The organism is Streptococcus danieliae (assembly GCF_013415245.1).
In the GTDB taxonomy this organism is placed as follows: domain Bacteria; phylum Bacillota; class Bacilli; order Lactobacillales; family Streptococcaceae; genus Streptococcus; species Streptococcus danieliae_A.
In genome coordinates this window covers 1-16,789 of record NZ_JACBXX010000046.1, presented here as the reverse complement: position 1 = coordinate 16,789, position 16,789 = coordinate 1, and the positions used below count along the sequence as shown (strand labels likewise).

General features: G+C 47.7%; 14 protein-coding genes and 1 pseudogene. 13 read left to right on the top strand and 2 right to left on the bottom strand.

What is annotated here, in order from left to right; genetic code table 11:
• Nucleotides 1–128 precede the first annotated feature (128 nt).
• Both HZY94_RS01200 and HZY94_RS01195 read left to right on the top strand, forming a co-directional pair.
• Nucleotides 129–587, top strand: a pseudogene (locus HZY94_RS01200) (acetyl-CoA carboxylase carboxyltransferase subunit beta); the annotation flags it as partial.
• On the top strand, nucleotides 560–1,357 hold the full coding sequence (locus HZY94_RS01195; protein ID WP_179924681.1) for an acetyl-CoA carboxylase carboxyl transferase subunit alpha: 798 nt from the start codon (nucleotides 560–562) through the stop codon (nucleotides 1,355–1,357). The pseudogene HZY94_RS01200 and the gene HZY94_RS01195, both read left to right, overlap by 28 nt.
• A 47-nt stretch (nucleotides 1,358–1,404) precedes the next feature.
• Here HZY94_RS01195 and HZY94_RS01190 read toward each other — a convergent pair whose 3' ends face one another.
• Together HZY94_RS01190 and HZY94_RS01185 are read right to left on the bottom strand one after the other, a co-directional pair.
• Complete coding sequence (locus HZY94_RS01190) at nucleotides 1,405–2,865, bottom strand: NCS2 family permease (RefSeq protein ID WP_179924680.1); 1,461 nt, start codon at nucleotides 2,863–2,865, stop codon at nucleotides 1,405–1,407.
• Between the two features lie 93 nt (nucleotides 2,866–2,958).
• Nucleotides 2,959–4,185: a cation diffusion facilitator family transporter gene (locus HZY94_RS01185; RefSeq protein WP_179924679.1), complete on the bottom strand. Its 1,227-nt coding sequence runs from the start codon at nucleotides 4,183–4,185 to the stop codon at nucleotides 2,959–2,961.
• Nucleotides 4,186–4,316: 131 nt separating this feature from the next.
• Between HZY94_RS01185 and pcrA the strand changes: the two genes are divergently transcribed.
• The 11 genes from pcrA to HZY94_RS01130 all read left to right on the top strand — a co-directional run bounded on the left by pcrA (nucleotide 4,317) and on the right by HZY94_RS01130 (nucleotide 16,646).
• Entirely contained in the window at nucleotides 4,317–6,578 is a 2,262-nt protein-coding gene (gene pcrA, locus HZY94_RS01180) for a DNA helicase PcrA (RefSeq protein ID WP_179924678.1), read from the top strand.
• Between the two features lie 9 nt (nucleotides 6,579–6,587).
• Nucleotides 6,588–7,466, top strand: coding sequence for a tRNA pseudouridine(55) synthase TruB (gene truB / locus HZY94_RS01175; protein WP_179924676.1), 879 nt, complete (start codon nucleotides 6,588–6,590; stop codon nucleotides 7,464–7,466).
• A gap of 13 nt (nucleotides 7,467–7,479) precedes the next feature.
• Nucleotides 7,480–8,403, top strand: a complete 924-nt coding sequence (locus HZY94_RS01170; protein WP_179924674.1) for a bifunctional riboflavin kinase/FAD synthetase — start codon at nucleotides 7,480–7,482, stop codon at nucleotides 8,401–8,403.
• Nucleotides 8,404–9,069, top strand: coding sequence for an antibiotic biosynthesis monooxygenase family protein (locus HZY94_RS01165; protein ID WP_179924672.1), 666 nt, complete (start codon nucleotides 8,404–8,406; stop codon nucleotides 9,067–9,069).
• Nucleotides 9,070–9,169: 100 nt separating this feature from the next.
• On the top strand, nucleotides 9,170–9,589 hold the full coding sequence (locus HZY94_RS01160; RefSeq protein WP_179924670.1) for a Spx/MgsR family RNA polymerase-binding regulatory protein: 420 nt from the start codon (nucleotides 9,170–9,172) through the stop codon (nucleotides 9,587–9,589).
• Nucleotides 9,573–9,845 (top strand): UPF0223 family protein, encoded by a 273-nt coding sequence (locus HZY94_RS01155; RefSeq protein ID WP_160332262.1) that lies wholly within the window; start codon nucleotides 9,573–9,575, stop codon nucleotides 9,843–9,845. Before HZY94_RS01160 ends, HZY94_RS01155 begins: the two co-directional genes overlap by 17 nt.
• Nucleotides 9,826–10,635 carry an inositol monophosphatase family protein gene (locus HZY94_RS01150; protein ID WP_179924669.1) on the top strand — a complete coding sequence of 270 codons (810 nt, stop codon included), beginning with the start codon at nucleotides 9,826–9,828 and terminating at the stop codon, nucleotides 10,633–10,635. The genes HZY94_RS01155 and HZY94_RS01150 overlap by 20 nt, the downstream gene beginning before the upstream one ends.
• Nucleotides 10,613–11,923 carry an RsmB/NOP family class I SAM-dependent RNA methyltransferase gene (locus HZY94_RS01145; protein WP_179924667.1) on the top strand — a complete coding sequence of 437 codons (1,311 nt, stop codon included), beginning with the start codon at nucleotides 10,613–10,615 and terminating at the stop codon, nucleotides 11,921–11,923. Before HZY94_RS01150 ends, HZY94_RS01145 begins: the two co-directional genes overlap by 23 nt.
• Nucleotides 11,924–11,933: 10 nt before the next feature.
• Nucleotides 11,934–14,480, top strand: a complete 2,547-nt coding sequence (locus tag HZY94_RS01140; protein WP_179924665.1) for a M1 family metallopeptidase — start codon at nucleotides 11,934–11,936, stop codon at nucleotides 14,478–14,480.
• A gap of 143 nt (nucleotides 14,481–14,623) precedes the next feature.
• On the top strand, nucleotides 14,624–15,301 hold the full coding sequence (locus HZY94_RS01135) for a response regulator transcription factor (RefSeq protein WP_179924664.1): 678 nt from the start codon (nucleotides 14,624–14,626) through the stop codon (nucleotides 15,299–15,301).
• Nucleotides 15,288–16,646, top strand: a complete 1,359-nt coding sequence (locus HZY94_RS01130; protein WP_179924662.1) for a sensor histidine kinase — start codon at nucleotides 15,288–15,290, stop codon at nucleotides 16,644–16,646. The genes HZY94_RS01135 and HZY94_RS01130 overlap by 14 nt, the downstream gene beginning before the upstream one ends.
• Nucleotides 16,647–16,789: the final 143 nt, after the last annotated feature.

Genomic DNA, 16,789 nt, shown 5'->3' with positions numbered 1-16,789 from the left:
GATGCGTCTATGATAAGTAGCGTAGTCTTTATTTCTAAGAGCTAATCTCAATTCAGTTTCTTGTTGTTTATCTAATTTCAATTTCATACAATCTATTATAATTCAAAATTCGATTTTTATTTAGTATTATTATGGCTTCTATGGGCAGTGTTGTGGGTGAAAAGATCACTTGCCTGTTTGAATTTGCGACCCAGGAGAAACTTCCAGTGGTGCTCTTTACAGCTTCGGGAGGTGCCCGGATGCAGGAGGGGATTTTGTCACTGATGCAGATGGCTAAAATTTCCGCTGCGGTTAAACGCCACTCCAATGCTGGTCTCTTTTATCTGACCATTTTGACAGACCCAACAACTGGCGGTGTGACAGCCTCTTTTGCCATGGAGGGTGATATCATATTGGCGGAACCCCAGGCCTTGATTGGCTTTGCGGGGCGGCGTGTGATTGAGGCAACCGTGCGTGAAACGCTTCCAGATGATTTTCAAAAAGCCGAATTTCTTCAGGAACATGGCTTTGTGGATGCCATTGTGGAGCGGATGGATTTACCAACCAGAATTGGCCGACTATTGCATATTCATGGAGGTGGCAACTAACGAGTCAGTTATCGTATATTTTAAAAGAAGCTCGCAATCAGGGGCGTTTGACGGCACTGGACTATGCCAGGAAGATCTGTGATGATTTTTTTGAATTGCATGGTGACCGTAATTTCCGTGACGATACGGCCGTTATCGGCGGAATTGGAATGCTAGAGGGCCGTGCAGTGACTGTTGTTGGTATCCAGAAAGGAAAGAATTTCCAGGATAATCTATACCGAAATTTTGGTCAACCCCATCCGGAAGGTTACCGCAAGGCTCTGCGTCTGATGAAGCAGGCCGAGAAATTTGGTCGTCCCGTTGTGACCTTTATCAACACTGCCGGTGCCTATCCGGGTAAAGGAGCAGAGGAGCGGGGGCAAGGAGAAGCCATTGCCCGTAATCTATTGGAAATGAGCGATCTTAAGGTACCAATAATTGCTATTATTATCGGTGAAGGAGGATCCGGAGGAGCTCTAGCTCTAGCCCTGGCCGATCAGGTTTGGATGTTGGAACATACGACCTACTCGATTCTGAGTCCAGAAGGCTTTGCCTCTATCTTGTGGAAAGATGGTAGTCGGGCTACTGAGGCAGCAGAATTGATGAAGATGACAGCCGCTGACCTAAAAAAACAGGGGATTATTGAAAAGATTATTCCAGAACGTGGCTATTTTACCCGTGAAATTGTGGAGCAGATTAAAACTAGTTTGATCGAAGAGCTAGCCCATCTAGCTGCTCTCCCTAGCCAGCAATTGCTGGAAGCTCGGTATCAACGATTTCGGAACTATTAAGAACAGTAAAAAAACGGACTTTCCTGCGAAAGTCCGTTTTAAAGGTCTTATAGAAGAGCCAAAATGATGAAGTTTAGAATGAAAAGGGCTGTGGATCCCCAAAGAATCGGGTGAATTTCTTTAGCCTTACCAGTGGATACCTTCACCAAGCAGTAGAAGATGAAGGCTGCTGCAATTCCGTAGGAGATGGAGAAGCAGAGGGCCATAAAAAAGGCTGCAAAGAAGGCTGGAAGGGCATCTTCGAATTGGCTCCAGTCAACATCCAGGAAGGATGAAACCATCATAACCCCGACAATGATCAAGGCTGGTGCAGTCGCTGCAGCAGGGACAATCCCGATAAAAGGAAGAATCAGAGTTGATAGAAGGAAGCAGACAGCTGTGGTTACAGCAGTGAGACCTGTCCGACCACCGGCAGAAATCCCAGCTGCGGATTCAACATAGGTAGTTGTGTTGGAAGTACCAAAGAGGGCACCGATTGAAGTTCCGATAGCGTCGGCAAAGAGGGCCTTGTCCATTTTGGAGTTGAATCCAGTTGAATTTTCAAGGGCTTCTTCATCTTGAGCCGAGAAGATTCCAGTTTTGCGTCCAGTTCCGATAAAGGTTCCAAGTGTATCAAAGGTATCTGACAAACTAAAGGCGAAAATAGTCATAAAGACCAAGGGGAGACGGCTAGAGTCTGCGAAGAGGGAAGCAAATCCATCAAAAGCAGCAAGGAAGGTTGTTCCGAGTTCTCCAAAGGCTGTTGCTAGATTGTTGTTGGCGAAATCAATGGTTGAAAGATCGACAACACCAATTGGAATCCCGGCCAAGGTTGTCGCAACAATCCCGATAAGAATGGCTCCACGGACATTTTTGATGACCAAAACGGCGGTTAGGAGAAGACCGAAAACGGTGAGTAGTACGCTGGCATCTGTGAAGGTTGAAATGGCTGGAACAACCCCTCCGCCGGCAAAAACAGAAGTGACTCCATTGGCGAATGTCTCAGCCTTGGCCTCAGCGGGTGCGACCCCGTTAACAGTGATGATGTCAGAAGCTGAAGTGAGGAAGGTAATCAAGTTGGAATTTTTGAAACCAAGGTAGGCTACAAAGACCCCGATCCCTCCACCGATAGCATGCTGGAGGCTGACTGGGATGGATTTGATGATGCTTTTTCGAACCTTGGTAATGGTAATAAAAACATTAAAGAGACCACAGAGGAAAACCATGGCTAGGGCTTCCTGCCAGGTAAAGCCAAGTCCGATAACGACAGTATAGGTAAAGAAGGCATTAAGCCCCATTCCTGGTGCCAAGGCGTAGGGAACATTGGCAAAAAGTCCCATGACCAGGGTTGAAACGGCACTAGCGATAATGGTTGCCAAGAAAACAGCTTGTGTTGGCATCCCAGCCACACTTAAAATGTTAGGATTGACAAATAAAATGTAAGACATGGCGAAGAAAGTAGTAATTCCGGCCATAACCTCGGTTGATACGGATGTTCCGTACTCTTTTAAATTAAAAAACCGTTCCACGGGTTAAATCTCCTTTATTAACGAATGATAGAACCATTTTAAACTAAATTCATTCGTTTTTCAAGTCCTTTTTAAGAAAAGCAAGGCACTGGGTTAGTGAGGCCCAGTGCCCTGCTTGGTCGATTCTGGAGATGTCTCTTCAATCTGGGTTTCCTGGTGGAAAATTTGCTGCCAATCTTCATGGCGGCGCCAGATGGTGGTGTGTTGTTTTCCTTCTAATTGATAGGAAACCAGTTTGGTTTTTTGGTTGATGGATTTGAGTTGGAATTTTTTGAAGGCCATTTCTTGGTGCTTGGCAGCCAGATAGGAGCTGCGGTCTTGGACTTGGCCGCTTGTGGGGATATAGGTAAAGTCGTCGGCGATGTAAGTGTCGAGGTTTTGGCCAGCCTCGACCTGACTTTGGTAAAGAAAGAGTTTTTTGAGGAGGAAGTCTAGATCTTCATCTTCCGGAATGGGGGAGGGTTCGATATGGATATCACTATCAAAGACCCCGTATTGCTCTTGGAGTAACTGCTCTACTTGGTCGGCGATGCTGTGACTTTCGTAGACCGAGAGGTCGGGATTCATGGCTAGGGTGATGTCGAGGTAGATATGACTGCCGTAGCTGCGGCCGCGGATTTCGAGGACCTGGTCGATTTTGGGAATTGTGAGGATGCTTTGGGTGTAGTGGTCCAACAGGTCTTCGTCAAAGCCATCTGAGAGGGAGAAAGTGGATTCCCGGAAGATGTCGTAGGCTGTTTTGAGGATAATCATACTAATCAGGAGGGCGATGATTTTGTCGACCAGATAGAGTTGAAACTGGCTGGCGAGAATAGCCAGACTGGTCCCTAAGGAGGTGAGGACATCCGAGAGATTGTCTAGCGCTGCGGCTTCTAGAGCTTTGGAATGCACGCGCTTGGCCAGGTTCCGGTTGTAGAGGTAGACGCCGGTCATGATAAGGGCCGAGAAGAAGCCGACCCACATGGCTTGAGGATCGAAGTTTTCCTGCTGAGGCTGGATAAGGCCTTGAATACTCTGAAAGAGAGCCTGAAAACCAACTAGTAACATAATCAGAGAGGTAATGAGGCTGGCCAGGTCCTCCATTTTCCAGTGGCCGAATTTGTGGTCGCGGTCGGCCGGTTTTTGGGCTAGCCGTAGGCCGATGAGGACAGCCACATTGCCCAAAATATCCGTCATATTGTTAAAGCCGTCGGCTGTGATGGAAGCGGACCTGAAGAAATGGCCAGCGATGATTTTGAGGATGGAGAGGAGGATATAGGTCGCGATGGCTAGCAGGGCACCGCGTTCCGCCATTTTTAAATTCTGAGTCGGACTGGACATTGGAACTTCCTTTTTTGCTTTTTCAAAAAGTTTAACAAAAGGGTCTCGGAAATTCAATGACGGCGATTGAAGGTTAAGGACGGCAAATGTTATAATAGGGAAAGATATTTTCACAACTACAAGGAGATGACATGAATCCACTATTAGCGGGTATGAATGAGCGCCAGGCTGAGGCCGTCCAAACAACGGAAGGTCCCTTGCTGATTATGGCTGGGGCCGGTTCTGGTAAAACCCGAGTTTTGACCCACCGAATTGCCTATTTAATTGATGAAAAGATGGTCAACCCCTGGAATATTCTCGCGATCACCTTTACCAATAAGGCGGCACGGGAAATGAAGGAGCGGGCTTATGCCTTGAATCCTGCGACCCAGGATACCCTGATTTCAACCTTCCACTCCATGTGTGTCCGCATTTTACGGCGCGATACCGATCGGATTGGTTATAACCGTAACTTTACCATTGTCGATCCCGGTGAGCAACGGACGCTGATGAAGCGGATTCTTAAGGAACTAAACCTGGATCCGCAAAAGTGGAGTGAGCGAGCGGTTCTGGGGACCATCTCCAATGCTAAGAATGATCTTTTGGATGACCGAGCTTATGAAGCGCAGGCGAGTGATATGTATAGTCAGGTCGTAGCCAGATGTTATAAGGCCTATCAGCAAGAGTTGCGCCAGTCAGAGGCTATGGACTTTGATGATTTGATTCTGATGACACTTCGGTTGTTTGACCAAAATCCAGATGTTTTAACCTACTACCAACAAAAGTTTCAATATATTCACGTGGATGAGTACCAGGATACCAACCAGGCTCAATACCAATTGGTCAAACTGTTAGCCTCTCGTTTCCAGAATATCTGTGTCGTGGGGGATGCCGATCAGTCCATTTATGGTTGGCGGGGTGCAGATATGCAAAATATCTTGGATTTTGAACGCGACTATAAGGCAGCCAAGGTTGTTCTTTTGGAAGAGAACTACCGTTCGACCAAGAAGATTTTGCAGGCAGCCAATGAAGTGATTGTCCACAATAAAAACCGTCGCCCCAAAAAACTCTGGACCCAAAATCCCGAGGGACAATCCTTGGTCTATTACCGGGCCACCAATGAGCAAGAAGAAGCTCTCTTTGTTGCCAAAAGCATTCGCCAGCTGGTCCTAGAAGAAGGCAAAAATTACAAGGACATGGCCGTTCTCTACCGCACCAATGCCCAATCCCGGACTATTGAAGAAGCCTTGATGAAGTCAGCGATTCCCTATACCATGGTTGGCGGAACCAAATTCTACAGCCGGAAAGAAATCCGAGATTTGGTGGCTTATTTAAACCTCTTGGCCAACCTCAAGGATAATATTAGCTTTGAGCGGATCATCAATGAACCCAAGCGCGGGGTGGGTCCAGGAACCCTGACAAAATTGCGAGAGTTTGCTCAGCTTCAGGGCTTGTCTTTATTTGAAGCTAGTGGCGAATTGATCCTATCTCCGATTAAGGGCAAGGCCGCTCAGGCTTTGGAAGACTTTGCGGCTATGATGAATCGCTTGCGTCAACAGGTTGACAACTTGAGCGTCACGGAATTGGTCAATGCCCTTTTGGATGAGTCAGGCTACCGTCAAAGCCTAGAAGTTCAGCGGACAGTTGAAGCCCAGTCACGCTTGGAGAATATCCAGGAGTTCCTCTCAGTGACCCAGTCCTTTGATGAAGGAGAGGCTGAAGAGGGCGAAACTGGTTTGGACCGCTTGGGTCGTTTCTTGATTGATTTGGCGCTCAGCTCCGAGACTGACGAGGGAGAAGTGGAAGCAGCCGAGGTAACCTTGATGACCCTTCATGCAGCCAAGGGCTTGGAGTTTCCTTATGTCTTTCTGATTGGGATGGAAGAAAATGTCTTCCCGCTTTCCCGGGCCAGTCAGGAACCAGATGAACTAGAAGAGGAGCGCCGTTTGGCCTATGTGGGGATTACCCGAGCTGAGGAGCGGCTGTTTTTGACCAACGCCAATTCTCGCCTGCTTTATGGGCGGACCAGCTACAACAAACCCAGTCGTTTCTTGAATGAGATTTCAGCGGAGCTTTTGGACTACCAAGGCTTGGCCAAGCCCGCCAATACTAGCTTTGCAGTCTCCTATACCAATCAAGCTGGGCAAAAGTTTGGTCAAGGTATGAGCCTGGAGGAAGCCTTACGCTTGCGGAAACAAGCGGTTCAACCCAAGACGGCAGGGGTGGTGGCTTCTGCTTCGAAAGTAACCGGAGAAGTTTGGGAAATTGGCGATCAGGTTTCCCACCGCAAATGGGGACTGGGAACAGTCCTAGCCGTTTCAGGTTCTGGAGATGCCCAGGAGTTGAAAATTTCTTTCCCCGACATGGGCGTGAAAAAAGTTTTGGCAGCCTTGGCTCCCATTGAAAAACGATAGGAGAGAAGCATGGAAGGAATTATTGCTGTTAACAAGGCAGCTGGGATGACCAGCCATGATGTTGTTGGCCGCCTGCGTCGCCTCTTGAAAACCAAAAAGATTGGGCATGGTGGAACTCTAGATCCTCAGGTTACAGGAGTTCTCCCGATAGCCGTCGGCAAGGCCACCCGTTTGATTGAATATATGCAGGATGGGGGCAAGGTCTACGAAGGTGAGATTACCCTGGGTTATGCAACGACCACAGAGGATGCCTGGGGTGAAAGGGTTGCAGAATCAGAGGTTCCTCGGGACCTGACCCCGGAAGTCGTTGATCAGTTGATGGCTAGTTTTCAGGGGGAAATCCAACAGATTCCGCCTATGTATTCGGCCGTCAAGGTCAATGGTCGGAAACTTTATGAGTATGCTCGGGCTGGTGAAGAGGTTCAGCGTCCGGTCCGTCAAGTCACCATTCAAGAATTTTCCCGGCAGTCAGAGTTTCGTTGGGAGGATGGCTTGCTCCGGTTTGATTTTCGAGTTGTCTGTTCCAAGGGGACGTATGTCCGAACCTTGGCGGTCGACTTGGGTCAAAAGTTAGGGCTTCCTAGCCATATGTCTCGGTTGGTACGCACCCAGTCAGCTGGTCTAAGCCTGGCGGAAGCCTATAGCTTGGAAGAGCTGGAAAAACTGGTGGCAGAGGGACAGGAAAGTTTTTTGTTACCTTTGGAGTTCGGAATTTCCAGCCTGCCCAGCTATGACCTAAGTTCAGCAGAGGCTGAGGAGTTGCAGTATGGTCGTTGGATCCAGGCAGCCAATTCAGAAGAGCGGGTGGCAGCCCTTTACCAGGGGCAGTTGTATGCGGTTCTGGAACGAAAGGGAGACCTTTGGAAGCCTAACAAGGTTTTTGTCTAGGAAAGGAGTAGGCATGAAAAAACAAGTCATTCAAGACTGGCGTGATATTGAACAGAAGGATGCGACCATTTTGGTGCTCGGTTATTTCGATGGAATCCATAAAGGGCATCAGCAGCTCTTTCAACGGGCCCGTCAGCTAGCAGACCAGTCGGGATTACAGGTGGCCCTGTTGACTTTTCCGGAATCTCCCCAGTTGGCCTTTAGTCGTTTTCGACCAGACTTGCTCCTGCATTTGTCAAGTCCTGAATTGCGGGAGGAATTGCTGGAGCAGGCCGGTGTGGACCTCTTGTATTTGCAGGATTTTACCAGTGAATTTGGTAGTTTGACGGGGCAAGAATTCTTGGACACCTATGTTGCTAGTCTCAAGGCTCAGAAGTTGGTGGTTGGTTTTGACTATCATTTTGGCTGTGACAGGCAGGGAGCCCAGCTCTTAGCCTCATCCTTCCCAGGTCAGGTAGAAATTGTTCCTTCTTATGATTTGGATGGAAAAAAAGTCAGCTCTACGCGGATTCGGGCAGCCTTGGCCCAGGGCCAGGTTGAAGAAGTGAGCCAACTACTGGGGCGGCCTTATCAGACTTGTGGGATTGTGGTGCACGGGGATGCGCGTGGTCGGACGATTGGTTATCCGACAGCCAATCTGGCTCCTCTGGATCGCTTGCATATGCCGGCAGATGGCGTCTATGTTGTGGATGTCCATGAGGGGAATCGGGTCTATCGTGGAATGGCCTCAGTTGGAAAAAATGTAACCTTTGAAGGAGATGAATTGCGCTTTGAAGTCAATATCTTTGATTTCGAGGCGGATATCTATGGTCATCGTCTGAAGATTGATTGGTTGGCGCGATTACGGGATATGGTGAAATTCTCGAGTGTGCAGGCTCTGATTGAACAATTAGAAGATGATAAAAACCGTGCTCAAGACTGGAAGGAGCGTGACTAAATGAAACCTGTGATCAACCTATTTCGTATTTCCATTCATCCTGAACAAAGGGAGGACTTTCTCGGCTGCTTGGCTGATCTAGCTCAGGCTTCTAAAGAACTGGGGGAGGATCTGGTCAGTTTTTATGGCTTTCAGAGTCCAGAGCAGGGAGATCTATATCTGGTCTTGGAAATTTTTAGTTCCAATCAAGCCTATCTCCAGTTTTTAAACTCGGATACCTACAAGGTCTACAAGGATCAGGTCCAAGCTTATATTCGTGAGCAGGCCTATATTCGCCTGGAAGGTCTGGTTCTTCTTGAAAAATTAAGTAAGGACTTGCCACGGGTTGGTTCCGGTTTGCGTCTGTCTCTCTTTCAAGCAGAGCGCCCAGATAGCCAGGCCTTGGACCGCTTGAATCGGTTGGTTCAAGAGTACCTCTTTACAGAGGGTGGTCCTCATGCCTTTTATCTGAGCTTTGACCAGCAGTCTCCGAATGACTGGTACCAGATCGAAATCTTTTCGGACCAAAAAGAGGAGGACCTCCTGGAGGGCCAGAAGGGCTTTGACCATGATCAGGTCACTCTACGCTGGGATCCCCAGGAAATTTTGGATTTCCCTTTGGCCATGGATGTTGTCGAAACCCGGGGAATCGAGTTAATGGAGCTTGATTTTATTGCAAAATCCTAAAGTAGTGGAGTTTTTTGGTACCTTTTCAAAAAAGACTAGGAATCCCTTTCCGTTTTTGATAAAATGGATATAGTATGTAGGTTGGAAAGCGAATCTTACGATGATTACTTTATTCTTATCTCCCAGCTGTACCAGCTGTCGGAAGGCGCGTGCTTGGTTAAGCAAACACGATGTGCCGTTTCAGGAACATAATATTATGACCAGTCCTCTGAGTGCAGAGGAGTTGCGTCAAATTTTGTCTTTAACTGAAAATGGAACGGATGATATCATTTCAACTCGTTCGAAGATTTTTCAAAAATTAAATGTGGATTTGGAGGAGCTGCCCATTTCACAACTGTTGAGTTTGATTGAGCAGAACCCTAGTCTTTTACGTCGTCCCATCATCCTTGATTCCAAGCGTTTGCAAGTTGGTTTTAATGAGGATGAGATTCGGGCTTTCTTACCGAGGGGCTATCGGAAGCAAGAATTAAAAAATGCAACCTTAAGAGCGGAGATGGATCGATATGAGGAATCAGTATAGTTATCCGTTTGATGAAAGTTGGAGTACTGAAGAATTAGCTTCAGTGCTCTCTTTTTTCAATCGCGTGGAAGAAGCCTATGAAGGTGGGGTTGAAGCCCAAGATCTTTTAGCGGCTTATCAGAAATTTAAACAAGTTGTTCCTGGCAAGGCAGCTGAAAAGACCCTGGGACGCGAATTTGAGGCGGCCAGTGGTTATTCTTTATACCGGGCCTGGCAGGCAGCGAAGGAGCGCGGAAATGGTAGAGTTCGACTTTAAGTCCAGATACGAGCTAGCCTTGGATTTATTGCAGAAGGCTGGAGCAATGTTACGCGAGGCCTTGGAGCAACCACTGGAAGTCAGCTGTAAGCAGGATGCGACAGACTTGGTTACCAATTTGGACTATCGGGTTCAGGATTTTTTAGTCAGTAAACTCAGCCAAGTTTTTCCAGAGGATACCTTCCTGGCAGAGGAGATGACCGATCAGCCGGATGCTCAGTCAGGGACGGTCTGGATTTTGGATCCGATTGATGGCACCAATAATTTGGTTGCTCAGCGGGAGAATTTTGCTATCATGCTGGCTTTTTTTCGAGATGGTCAGCCTGGTTTTGCCTTTATTTACGATGTGATGGGCCGGGTTCTCTTAGCTGGTGGTGGGCTACTGCCGGTTACCTGTAATGGCCAGGTCTATGAAGCACCCGCAGCCTGTGTGCAGGTGGAGCGGTCGCTGGTTTCGGGCAATGCAGCCATGTTGCGGGACAACACCTTTGGCTTGGCGGATATCGCTAGAGATAGCTTGGGAGTCCGGGTTTATGGAAGTGCCGGTATTAGTTTCCTCAAGGTCTTACAGGGGAAACTGTTGACCTATGCCTCCTACCTCCAGCCCTGGGATTATGCGGCAGCCTATGTTTTGGCTCCAGCTTTGGGGTATCGCTTTCTCGAAGCTCAAGGGGAACCCCTTCGTTTTCAGGGGCGGCAACCCGTTTTCCTAATCCCTGCCCATTTAGAAGATTATTTTTTGGAAAAAATAAGAGGAGGTTCCAGTCATGCCTTTTCCGGCAGGATTTAAAGAGAAGTATCAAGCAATCTTGGGGGCGGAAAGTTCTGCCTTTCTGGCAACCTTTGAAGAAGAAGCGGTTTCGGCTTTCCGGGTCAATCCTTTGAAAGAAGCTATCCAGCTTCCAGAAGTTGCCCAGCCGATTCCTGGCCTACCCTGGTCCTATTATGGGAAAGTCTCTGGAAAGTCCTTAGAGCATGTAACCGGCCAAGTTTATTCCCAGGAGCCCGCTGCCCAAATGGTGGTGGACGCCGCAGGAATTGAACCAGGCATGAAGGTGCTGGACTTGGCCGCGGCCCCGGGTGGCAAATCGACTCACATTTTGTCCTACTTAAACAATCAGGGGTTATTAGTCGCTAATGAAATTCATCCCAAAAGAGCCAAAATACTGGTTGAAAATCTGGAGCGCTTTGGGGCCCGTAATGCGGTGGTTACCAACACCGATGCGGCCACTCTCAGCAAGGTTTTTCAAGGCTTCTTTGATGTGATTGTCTTGGATGCGCCGTGCTCTGGGGAAGGAATGTTTCGGAAACAGCCGGAAGCCATGGATTATTGGACTCCGGCTTATCCTAGCCAGTGTGCCAGCCTGCAAAGAGAGATTTTGGAGGCCGCTGTGGCCATGTTGGCTCCGGGTGGGCGTCTAGTCTACTCGACCTGTACCTGGGCTCCGGAAGAAAATGAGGCGATTGTGGACTGGTTGTTGGCGGAATATCCGTTTGACTTGGAGCAGGTTCCTTTGAAAAATGGGATGGTTGCTGGTCTCAATCAGAGTCAAACAGCCCGGATGTATCCTCATCATTTTAAAGGAGAGGGGCAGTTTGTCGCTCGTCTGCACTACCAGGGTGCCAACAAGGCTCCCAAAAAGAAGCCTCCCCGCAGCAACCTTACTGCCGAGCAGAAAAAACTCTGGCAAGTCTTTGAACAAGAACACTTGCAGGAGGCTTTGCCAGGAGTCTTGCAGACTTTTGGCGAGGAGCTCTACCTGCTCCCAGCAGGTTTGCCGGCTTTGGACAAGATTCGGATTGCCCGTAATGGCTTGCATTTGGGGACCTTCAAGAAAAAACGGTTTGAACCTAGTTTTGCCTTGGGGATGGCTTTGAAGCCCAGTCAATCGCATCACAAGTATGAATTGCCAGAAGAAGAGTTTTCGGCCTATGTCGCCGGTCAGAGTTTACCAGCCCACGGTTCGCCGGCCAATGGTTGGTACCACTTAGTCTGTGGCCAAAATGGCCTTGGTTATGTCAAAATTAGTCAAGGGATGGTCAAAAATCACTATCCTAAAGGCTTGCGTTTTCAGTAAAGGGGAGAATATGACAGAATTGCAACGTTTGTATCAAGGATTTCAACCAGAACACTATAGTTTGGAACTAATGGTAAATCGGAAGGCCCGTACTTTTTCGGGTCAGGTAACCATTCAGGGGCATCTATCGGGTAGCGAGTTGGTTTTGCACCAGAAGGAGTTGGAAATTGTCTCCTTATCTGTTGCGGGGCAGGCCTGTGACTTTGTTGTTGAAGAGGAGCAGGACTTGGTTAGAGCTGCTGGCCTAGAGCCCGGTGATGTGTCAGTTGTGGTCAACTATCGTGGAAAAATCAATGACCGGATGACCGGTATCTATCCATCTTATTACCGCTTGGATGGCCAGGATAAGGAAATTATTTCAACGCAGTTTGAAAGTCATTTTGCGCGGGAAGCCTTTCCATGTATTGACGAACCAGAAGCTAAGGCGACCTTTGATTTGACCCTACGGTTTGATCAGGAGGAAGGAGAAATTGCCCTCTCCAATATGCCGGAACAAGTAGCAGGTCAGGGAGCACAAACCGGTGTCTGGACCTTTGAGCGGACACCACGCATGTCGACCTATCTCTTGGCCTTTGGAATCGGGGATCTACAAGGAATTACCGATCGGACAGAACGGGGGACCTTGGTTGGGGTTTATGCCAGCAAGGCTCATCCAGAAAGAAACTTGGAATTTGCCTTGGACATTGCCAAGCGTGTGATTGCTTTCTACGAAGACTATTTCGATGTCCCTTACCCAATCCCTCAATCGCTGCATTTGGCCCTCCCAGATTTCTCTTCGGGTGCTATGGAAAACTGGGGCTTGGTGACCTACCGGGAGGTCTATCTCTTGGTGGACGCCAATTCAAGCTTCCATAGCCGTCAACAAGTGGCTTTGGTGATTGCCCATGAAGTCGCCCACCAGTGGTTTGGAAATCTAGTGACCATGGAATGGTGGGATGACCTCTGGTTGAATGAGAGCTTCGCCAATATGATGGAATATGTCAGCGTGGATCACTTAGAGCCAGGCTGGAACATTTTGGAAGACTTCCAGACTAGTGGAATTCCACTGTCTCTTCGCCGAGATGCAACCGATGGGGTTCAGTCAGTCCATGTGCAGGTTAACCATCCAGATGAGGTCAATACCCTCTTTGATCCGGCTATTGTTTATGCTAAGGGAAGCCGCCTGATGCACATGTTGCATCGCTGGTTGGGGGATCAAGCCTTTTCTCAAGGCTTGGGAGACTATTTCCGCAAACACCAATATGGGAATACAGTTGGAGCGGACCTCTGGGCTGCCTTGGAGGCTGCTTCTGGGAAAGAAGTTGGCGCCTTTATGGAGTCTTGGTTGGAGCAACCAGGTTACCCAGTGGTGACAGTTGCCCTTGAAGGGGATGACCTCGTTCTGACCCAGGAACAATTCTTCTTAGGCCAAGGAGAAGACAAGGGTCGTCTCTGGCATATCCCTCTAAATAGCAATTGGCAAGGGTTGCCAGATATGATGACGACAGAACGCTTAGTTATCCCAGGCTATGCTGCCTTGGCTGCTGCTAATGCGGCTGCAGGGGCCCTTCGCCTCAATGACGGCAACACAGCCCACTATATTTGTGACTACCAAGGTCCAATCGGAGCCTCCTTGGTTGGGAACATCGCCGATTTAGATGCTATTAGTCGTCTGCAGTTGGTGCAGGAGCAACAATTGTTGGCAGAAGCTGGACGTATTTCTTATGCTTCCCTGGTTGCTTTGATGGAAAAATGGCCAGAAGAGAAAGCCTTTATTGTTCTCTCCGCCTGGGCCAATGTCGTCCGAGTCCTGGCCCGCTTTGTGGACCAAGATAAGGACGCCCAGACTGCTCTGAACCAAAAAGTTGCACAACTCTTTGGTCCGGCAGTCCAGACCTTGGGAGTAGTGCCACAAGTTGGTGAAGCGGAGCAGGATGAATTGGTGCGCCAGGTGGCTTTGAGCCAACTGGTGGAAGCAGGGGATGTCCCTGTTGTGGAAGAAGTAGCAGCCCTTTTTGAACAGTATGCAGAACATTTGGAAGACCTACCTGCTTCGATCCGCTCGCAAGTGTTGATCAATCAAATGAAGTCGGCTGAGTCAGCAGAGTTGGTAGAACTCTACCTTGCTTTGTACAAAAATGCAACCGATGGAACCTTCCAACGTCAGCTAGCGGCAGCCCTATCCTATGCGCAAGAGGAGGAGCATCTAGCCTTGCTGCTATCTAAGTGGCAGGACAAATCGGTTGTTAAACCACAGGATTTGGCCATGTCTTGGTACCGGGCTTTCTTGTTGCAAGCTAAGGCAAGTCCGCTGGCTTGGGACTGGGCTGGTCAAAATTGGGACTGGATTGTGGATGCCTTAGGGGGCGATATGTCCTTCGACAAGTACATTATCTACCCAGCTAACAGTTTCCATCGTCAGGATCAGTTGCAGGCCTACAAAGATTTCTTCCAGCCAAAATTGGATGATCTATCTATGCAACGCAATATTATCATGGGGATGAATGAGATTGAGGCGCGTGTTGCCTTGATGGAACGTGACCAGGAGCAGGTTCTAGCTGCCCTGAAAGCGAATTAGGAAATATTTAAGTTTACCTTGGTAAACTAGAAAAAAGTAGACAGGGAAAGGCCTGGGGACTGAGGACAAACGGACCATCCATACTTGCTGTTGGTGGTTGGAGAGTCGCAACAGGCCCAGGCCTTTTGAACAGAGGAATAGCGATGATTAAGATTTTGTTGGTCGAAGATGACCTGAGTTTATCCAATTCAGTTTTTGATTTTTTGGATGATTTTGCAGATGTGATGCAGGTTTTTGATGGTGAGGAAGGTCTCTATGAAGCCGAGTCTGGCATCTATGATTTGATTCTTTTGGATCTGATGTTGCCCGAAAAAGATGGTTTCCAGGTCCTTCAAGAGTTGCGGGAGAAGGGAGTTTCCACCCCGGTTTTAATTATGACAGCTAAGGAAAGTTTAGAGGACAAGGGCCAAGGTTTTGAATTGGGAGCCGATGATTATTTAACCAAACCCTTCTATTTGGAAGAGTTGAAGATGCGGATCCAGGCCCTGCTCAAACGCTCTGGGAAATTTCATTTGAATCAGTTGGTCTACGGGGATATTGAAGTCGATCTCAATACGAATAGTACTAAAATGGCAGGGAAAGAAGTCGAGCTTCTAGGAAAAGAATTTGATCTTCTGGTTTATTTCTTGCAGAATCAAAATGTCATCTTACCCAAGTCACAAATCTTCGACCGAATCTGGGGCTTCGATTCTGATACCACGATTTCGGTTGTAGAGGTCTATGTCTCCAAAATTCGGAAGAAACTTAAAGGGAGTGTTTTTGCAGAACATTTGCAGACACTTAGAAGTGTGGGATACATTTTGAAACATGAACAAGGTTAAAGAAAAGGCCAAATCTGCTAATTTTCCGTATTTTATTCGCTATGTAACCGTCTTTACTCTGATTTTTGGAACCATGACCGTGTTGATTTTACAGATTATGCGGTCGGGGATCTATAGTTCGGTCGATGGAACTCTGCGGAACTATAGTCAGAACTCTGAAGCAACGGTTTTAGCGGCTCTTCGGTCCTTAAAGAGTTATACCGATAATATTGCCGGGATTGAAAAGGATTTAAAGAATATTGAGGCGCCCCTTTCGGCCAATTCCGAAGTTCTCTTATTTAATGAAGATGGCGAAGCCTTATCCACCAATAGCCACTTGTTGGATACCAATAATATTCAGTTAGATGCTAAGAAAAAATTCTATCAGATCCGTCAGGTTGAAATGCGGACAACCTTTGGGAAAAAGGAGCGCTTTCGAGAAATCTGTTTTCCTCTAGAATTGGCCCAGCCCATTGACGGCATTGCCTATGCGGCTGTTTTGATTAACACCAGTCAGATAGAATCAACCAATCAGAGAAATGAAAACACCGTTATCATGGTTATGTTGATTTTCTGGTCGATCTCGCTCTTGGCCAGTTATTACCTGGCTAAATTAACCATGGTCCCGCTTTTGGACAGTGTCCAACGCCAAAAAGCCTTTATCGAAAATGCCAGCCATGAACTTCGGACACCTCTGGCAGTTCTTCAAAATCGCTTGGAAGGCCTTTTCCGTAAACCTCAAGCGACTATTTTGGAGGAAAGCGAGTCTGTTGCAGCCAGCTTGGAAGAAGTTCGGAATATGCGCAAGTTAATCGCTAATCTACTCAGCATGGCACGTCGCGATGACGGAATTGATCCTGTTCTAGAAACCATTGATGCTCAGTTTTTTGAAGATACCTTGGAAAACTTTGAGCTGGTTGCTGAGGAAAACGGCAAGCAATTTACCTATATCAATGAATTTCAAGGGCAAATCCAATCCGACAAGAGCTTGCTTAAACAGTTATTGACCATCCTCTTTGACAATGCCATCAAATACACCGAAGACGAAGGTCAGGTTGGGATTCATCTATTCTCCCAAGACCGGAATGGAGACCTGCGGATCCAGGTCTGGGATGATGGGATTGGAATTCCGGATGCAGAAAAAGCCCGAGTCTTTGATCGCTTTTACCAGGTTGATAAGGCCCGGACGCGCCAAAGCACAGGTTTTGGCCTCGGTCTAGCCTTGGCCAAGCAGATCATCTCGGCTCTCAATGCGAGCATCCAAGTCAAAGACAATAGTCCCAAAGGGACCATCTTTGAAATTGTCCTCAGCAAAGAAAGTAAAAAACGTTACCGTAATCGTAATCGAAAAAATGCCTCTTCTTAAGAAGGGCATTTTTTCGGGTTCTATAATAAGTTGTGTGGAAAGCTTTCTCTCCATGCAACTTTTTTTGTAATTCAGAGTGCAAAAAAAAGCAATTCCTAGTAAACTGATAAGTGGAAAAAACATCAGAATAGGAATTGCTTTAT

Bases quoted from the DNA above. Each gene is read 5' to 3' on its own strand.
- HZY94_RS01185 (WP_179924679.1), bottom strand. From the start codon at position 4,185: ATGTCCAGTCCGACTCAGAATTTAAAAATGGCGGAACGCGGTGCCCTG.
- pcrA (WP_179924678.1), top strand. From the start codon at position 4,317: ATGAATCCACTATTAGCGGGTATGAATGAGCGCCAGGCTGAGGCCGTC.
- truB (WP_179924676.1), top strand. From the start codon at position 6,588: ATGGAAGGAATTATTGCTGTTAACAAGGCAGCTGGGATGACCAGCCAT.
- HZY94_RS01170 (WP_179924674.1), top strand. From the start codon at position 7,480: ATGAAAAAACAAGTCATTCAAGACTGGCGTGATATTGAACAGAAGGAT.
- HZY94_RS01165 (WP_179924672.1), top strand. From the start codon at position 8,404: ATGAAACCTGTGATCAACCTATTTCGTATTTCCATTCATCCTGAACAA.
- HZY94_RS01160 (WP_179924670.1), top strand. From the start codon at position 9,170: ATGATTACTTTATTCTTATCTCCCAGCTGTACCAGCTGTCGGAAGGCG.
- HZY94_RS01155 (WP_160332262.1), top strand. From the start codon at position 9,573: ATGAGGAATCAGTATAGTTATCCGTTTGATGAAAGTTGGAGTACTGAA.
- HZY94_RS01150 (WP_179924669.1), top strand. From the start codon at position 9,826: ATGGTAGAGTTCGACTTTAAGTCCAGATACGAGCTAGCCTTGGATTTA.
- HZY94_RS01145 (WP_179924667.1), top strand. From the start codon at position 10,613: ATGCCTTTTCCGGCAGGATTTAAAGAGAAGTATCAAGCAATCTTGGGG.
- HZY94_RS01140 (WP_179924665.1), top strand. From the start codon at position 11,934: ATGACAGAATTGCAACGTTTGTATCAAGGATTTCAACCAGAACACTAT.
- HZY94_RS01135 (WP_179924664.1), top strand. From the start codon at position 14,624: ATGATTAAGATTTTGTTGGTCGAAGATGACCTGAGTTTATCCAATTCA.
- HZY94_RS01130 (WP_179924662.1), top strand. From the start codon at position 15,288: ATGAACAAGGTTAAAGAAAAGGCCAAATCTGCTAATTTTCCGTATTTT.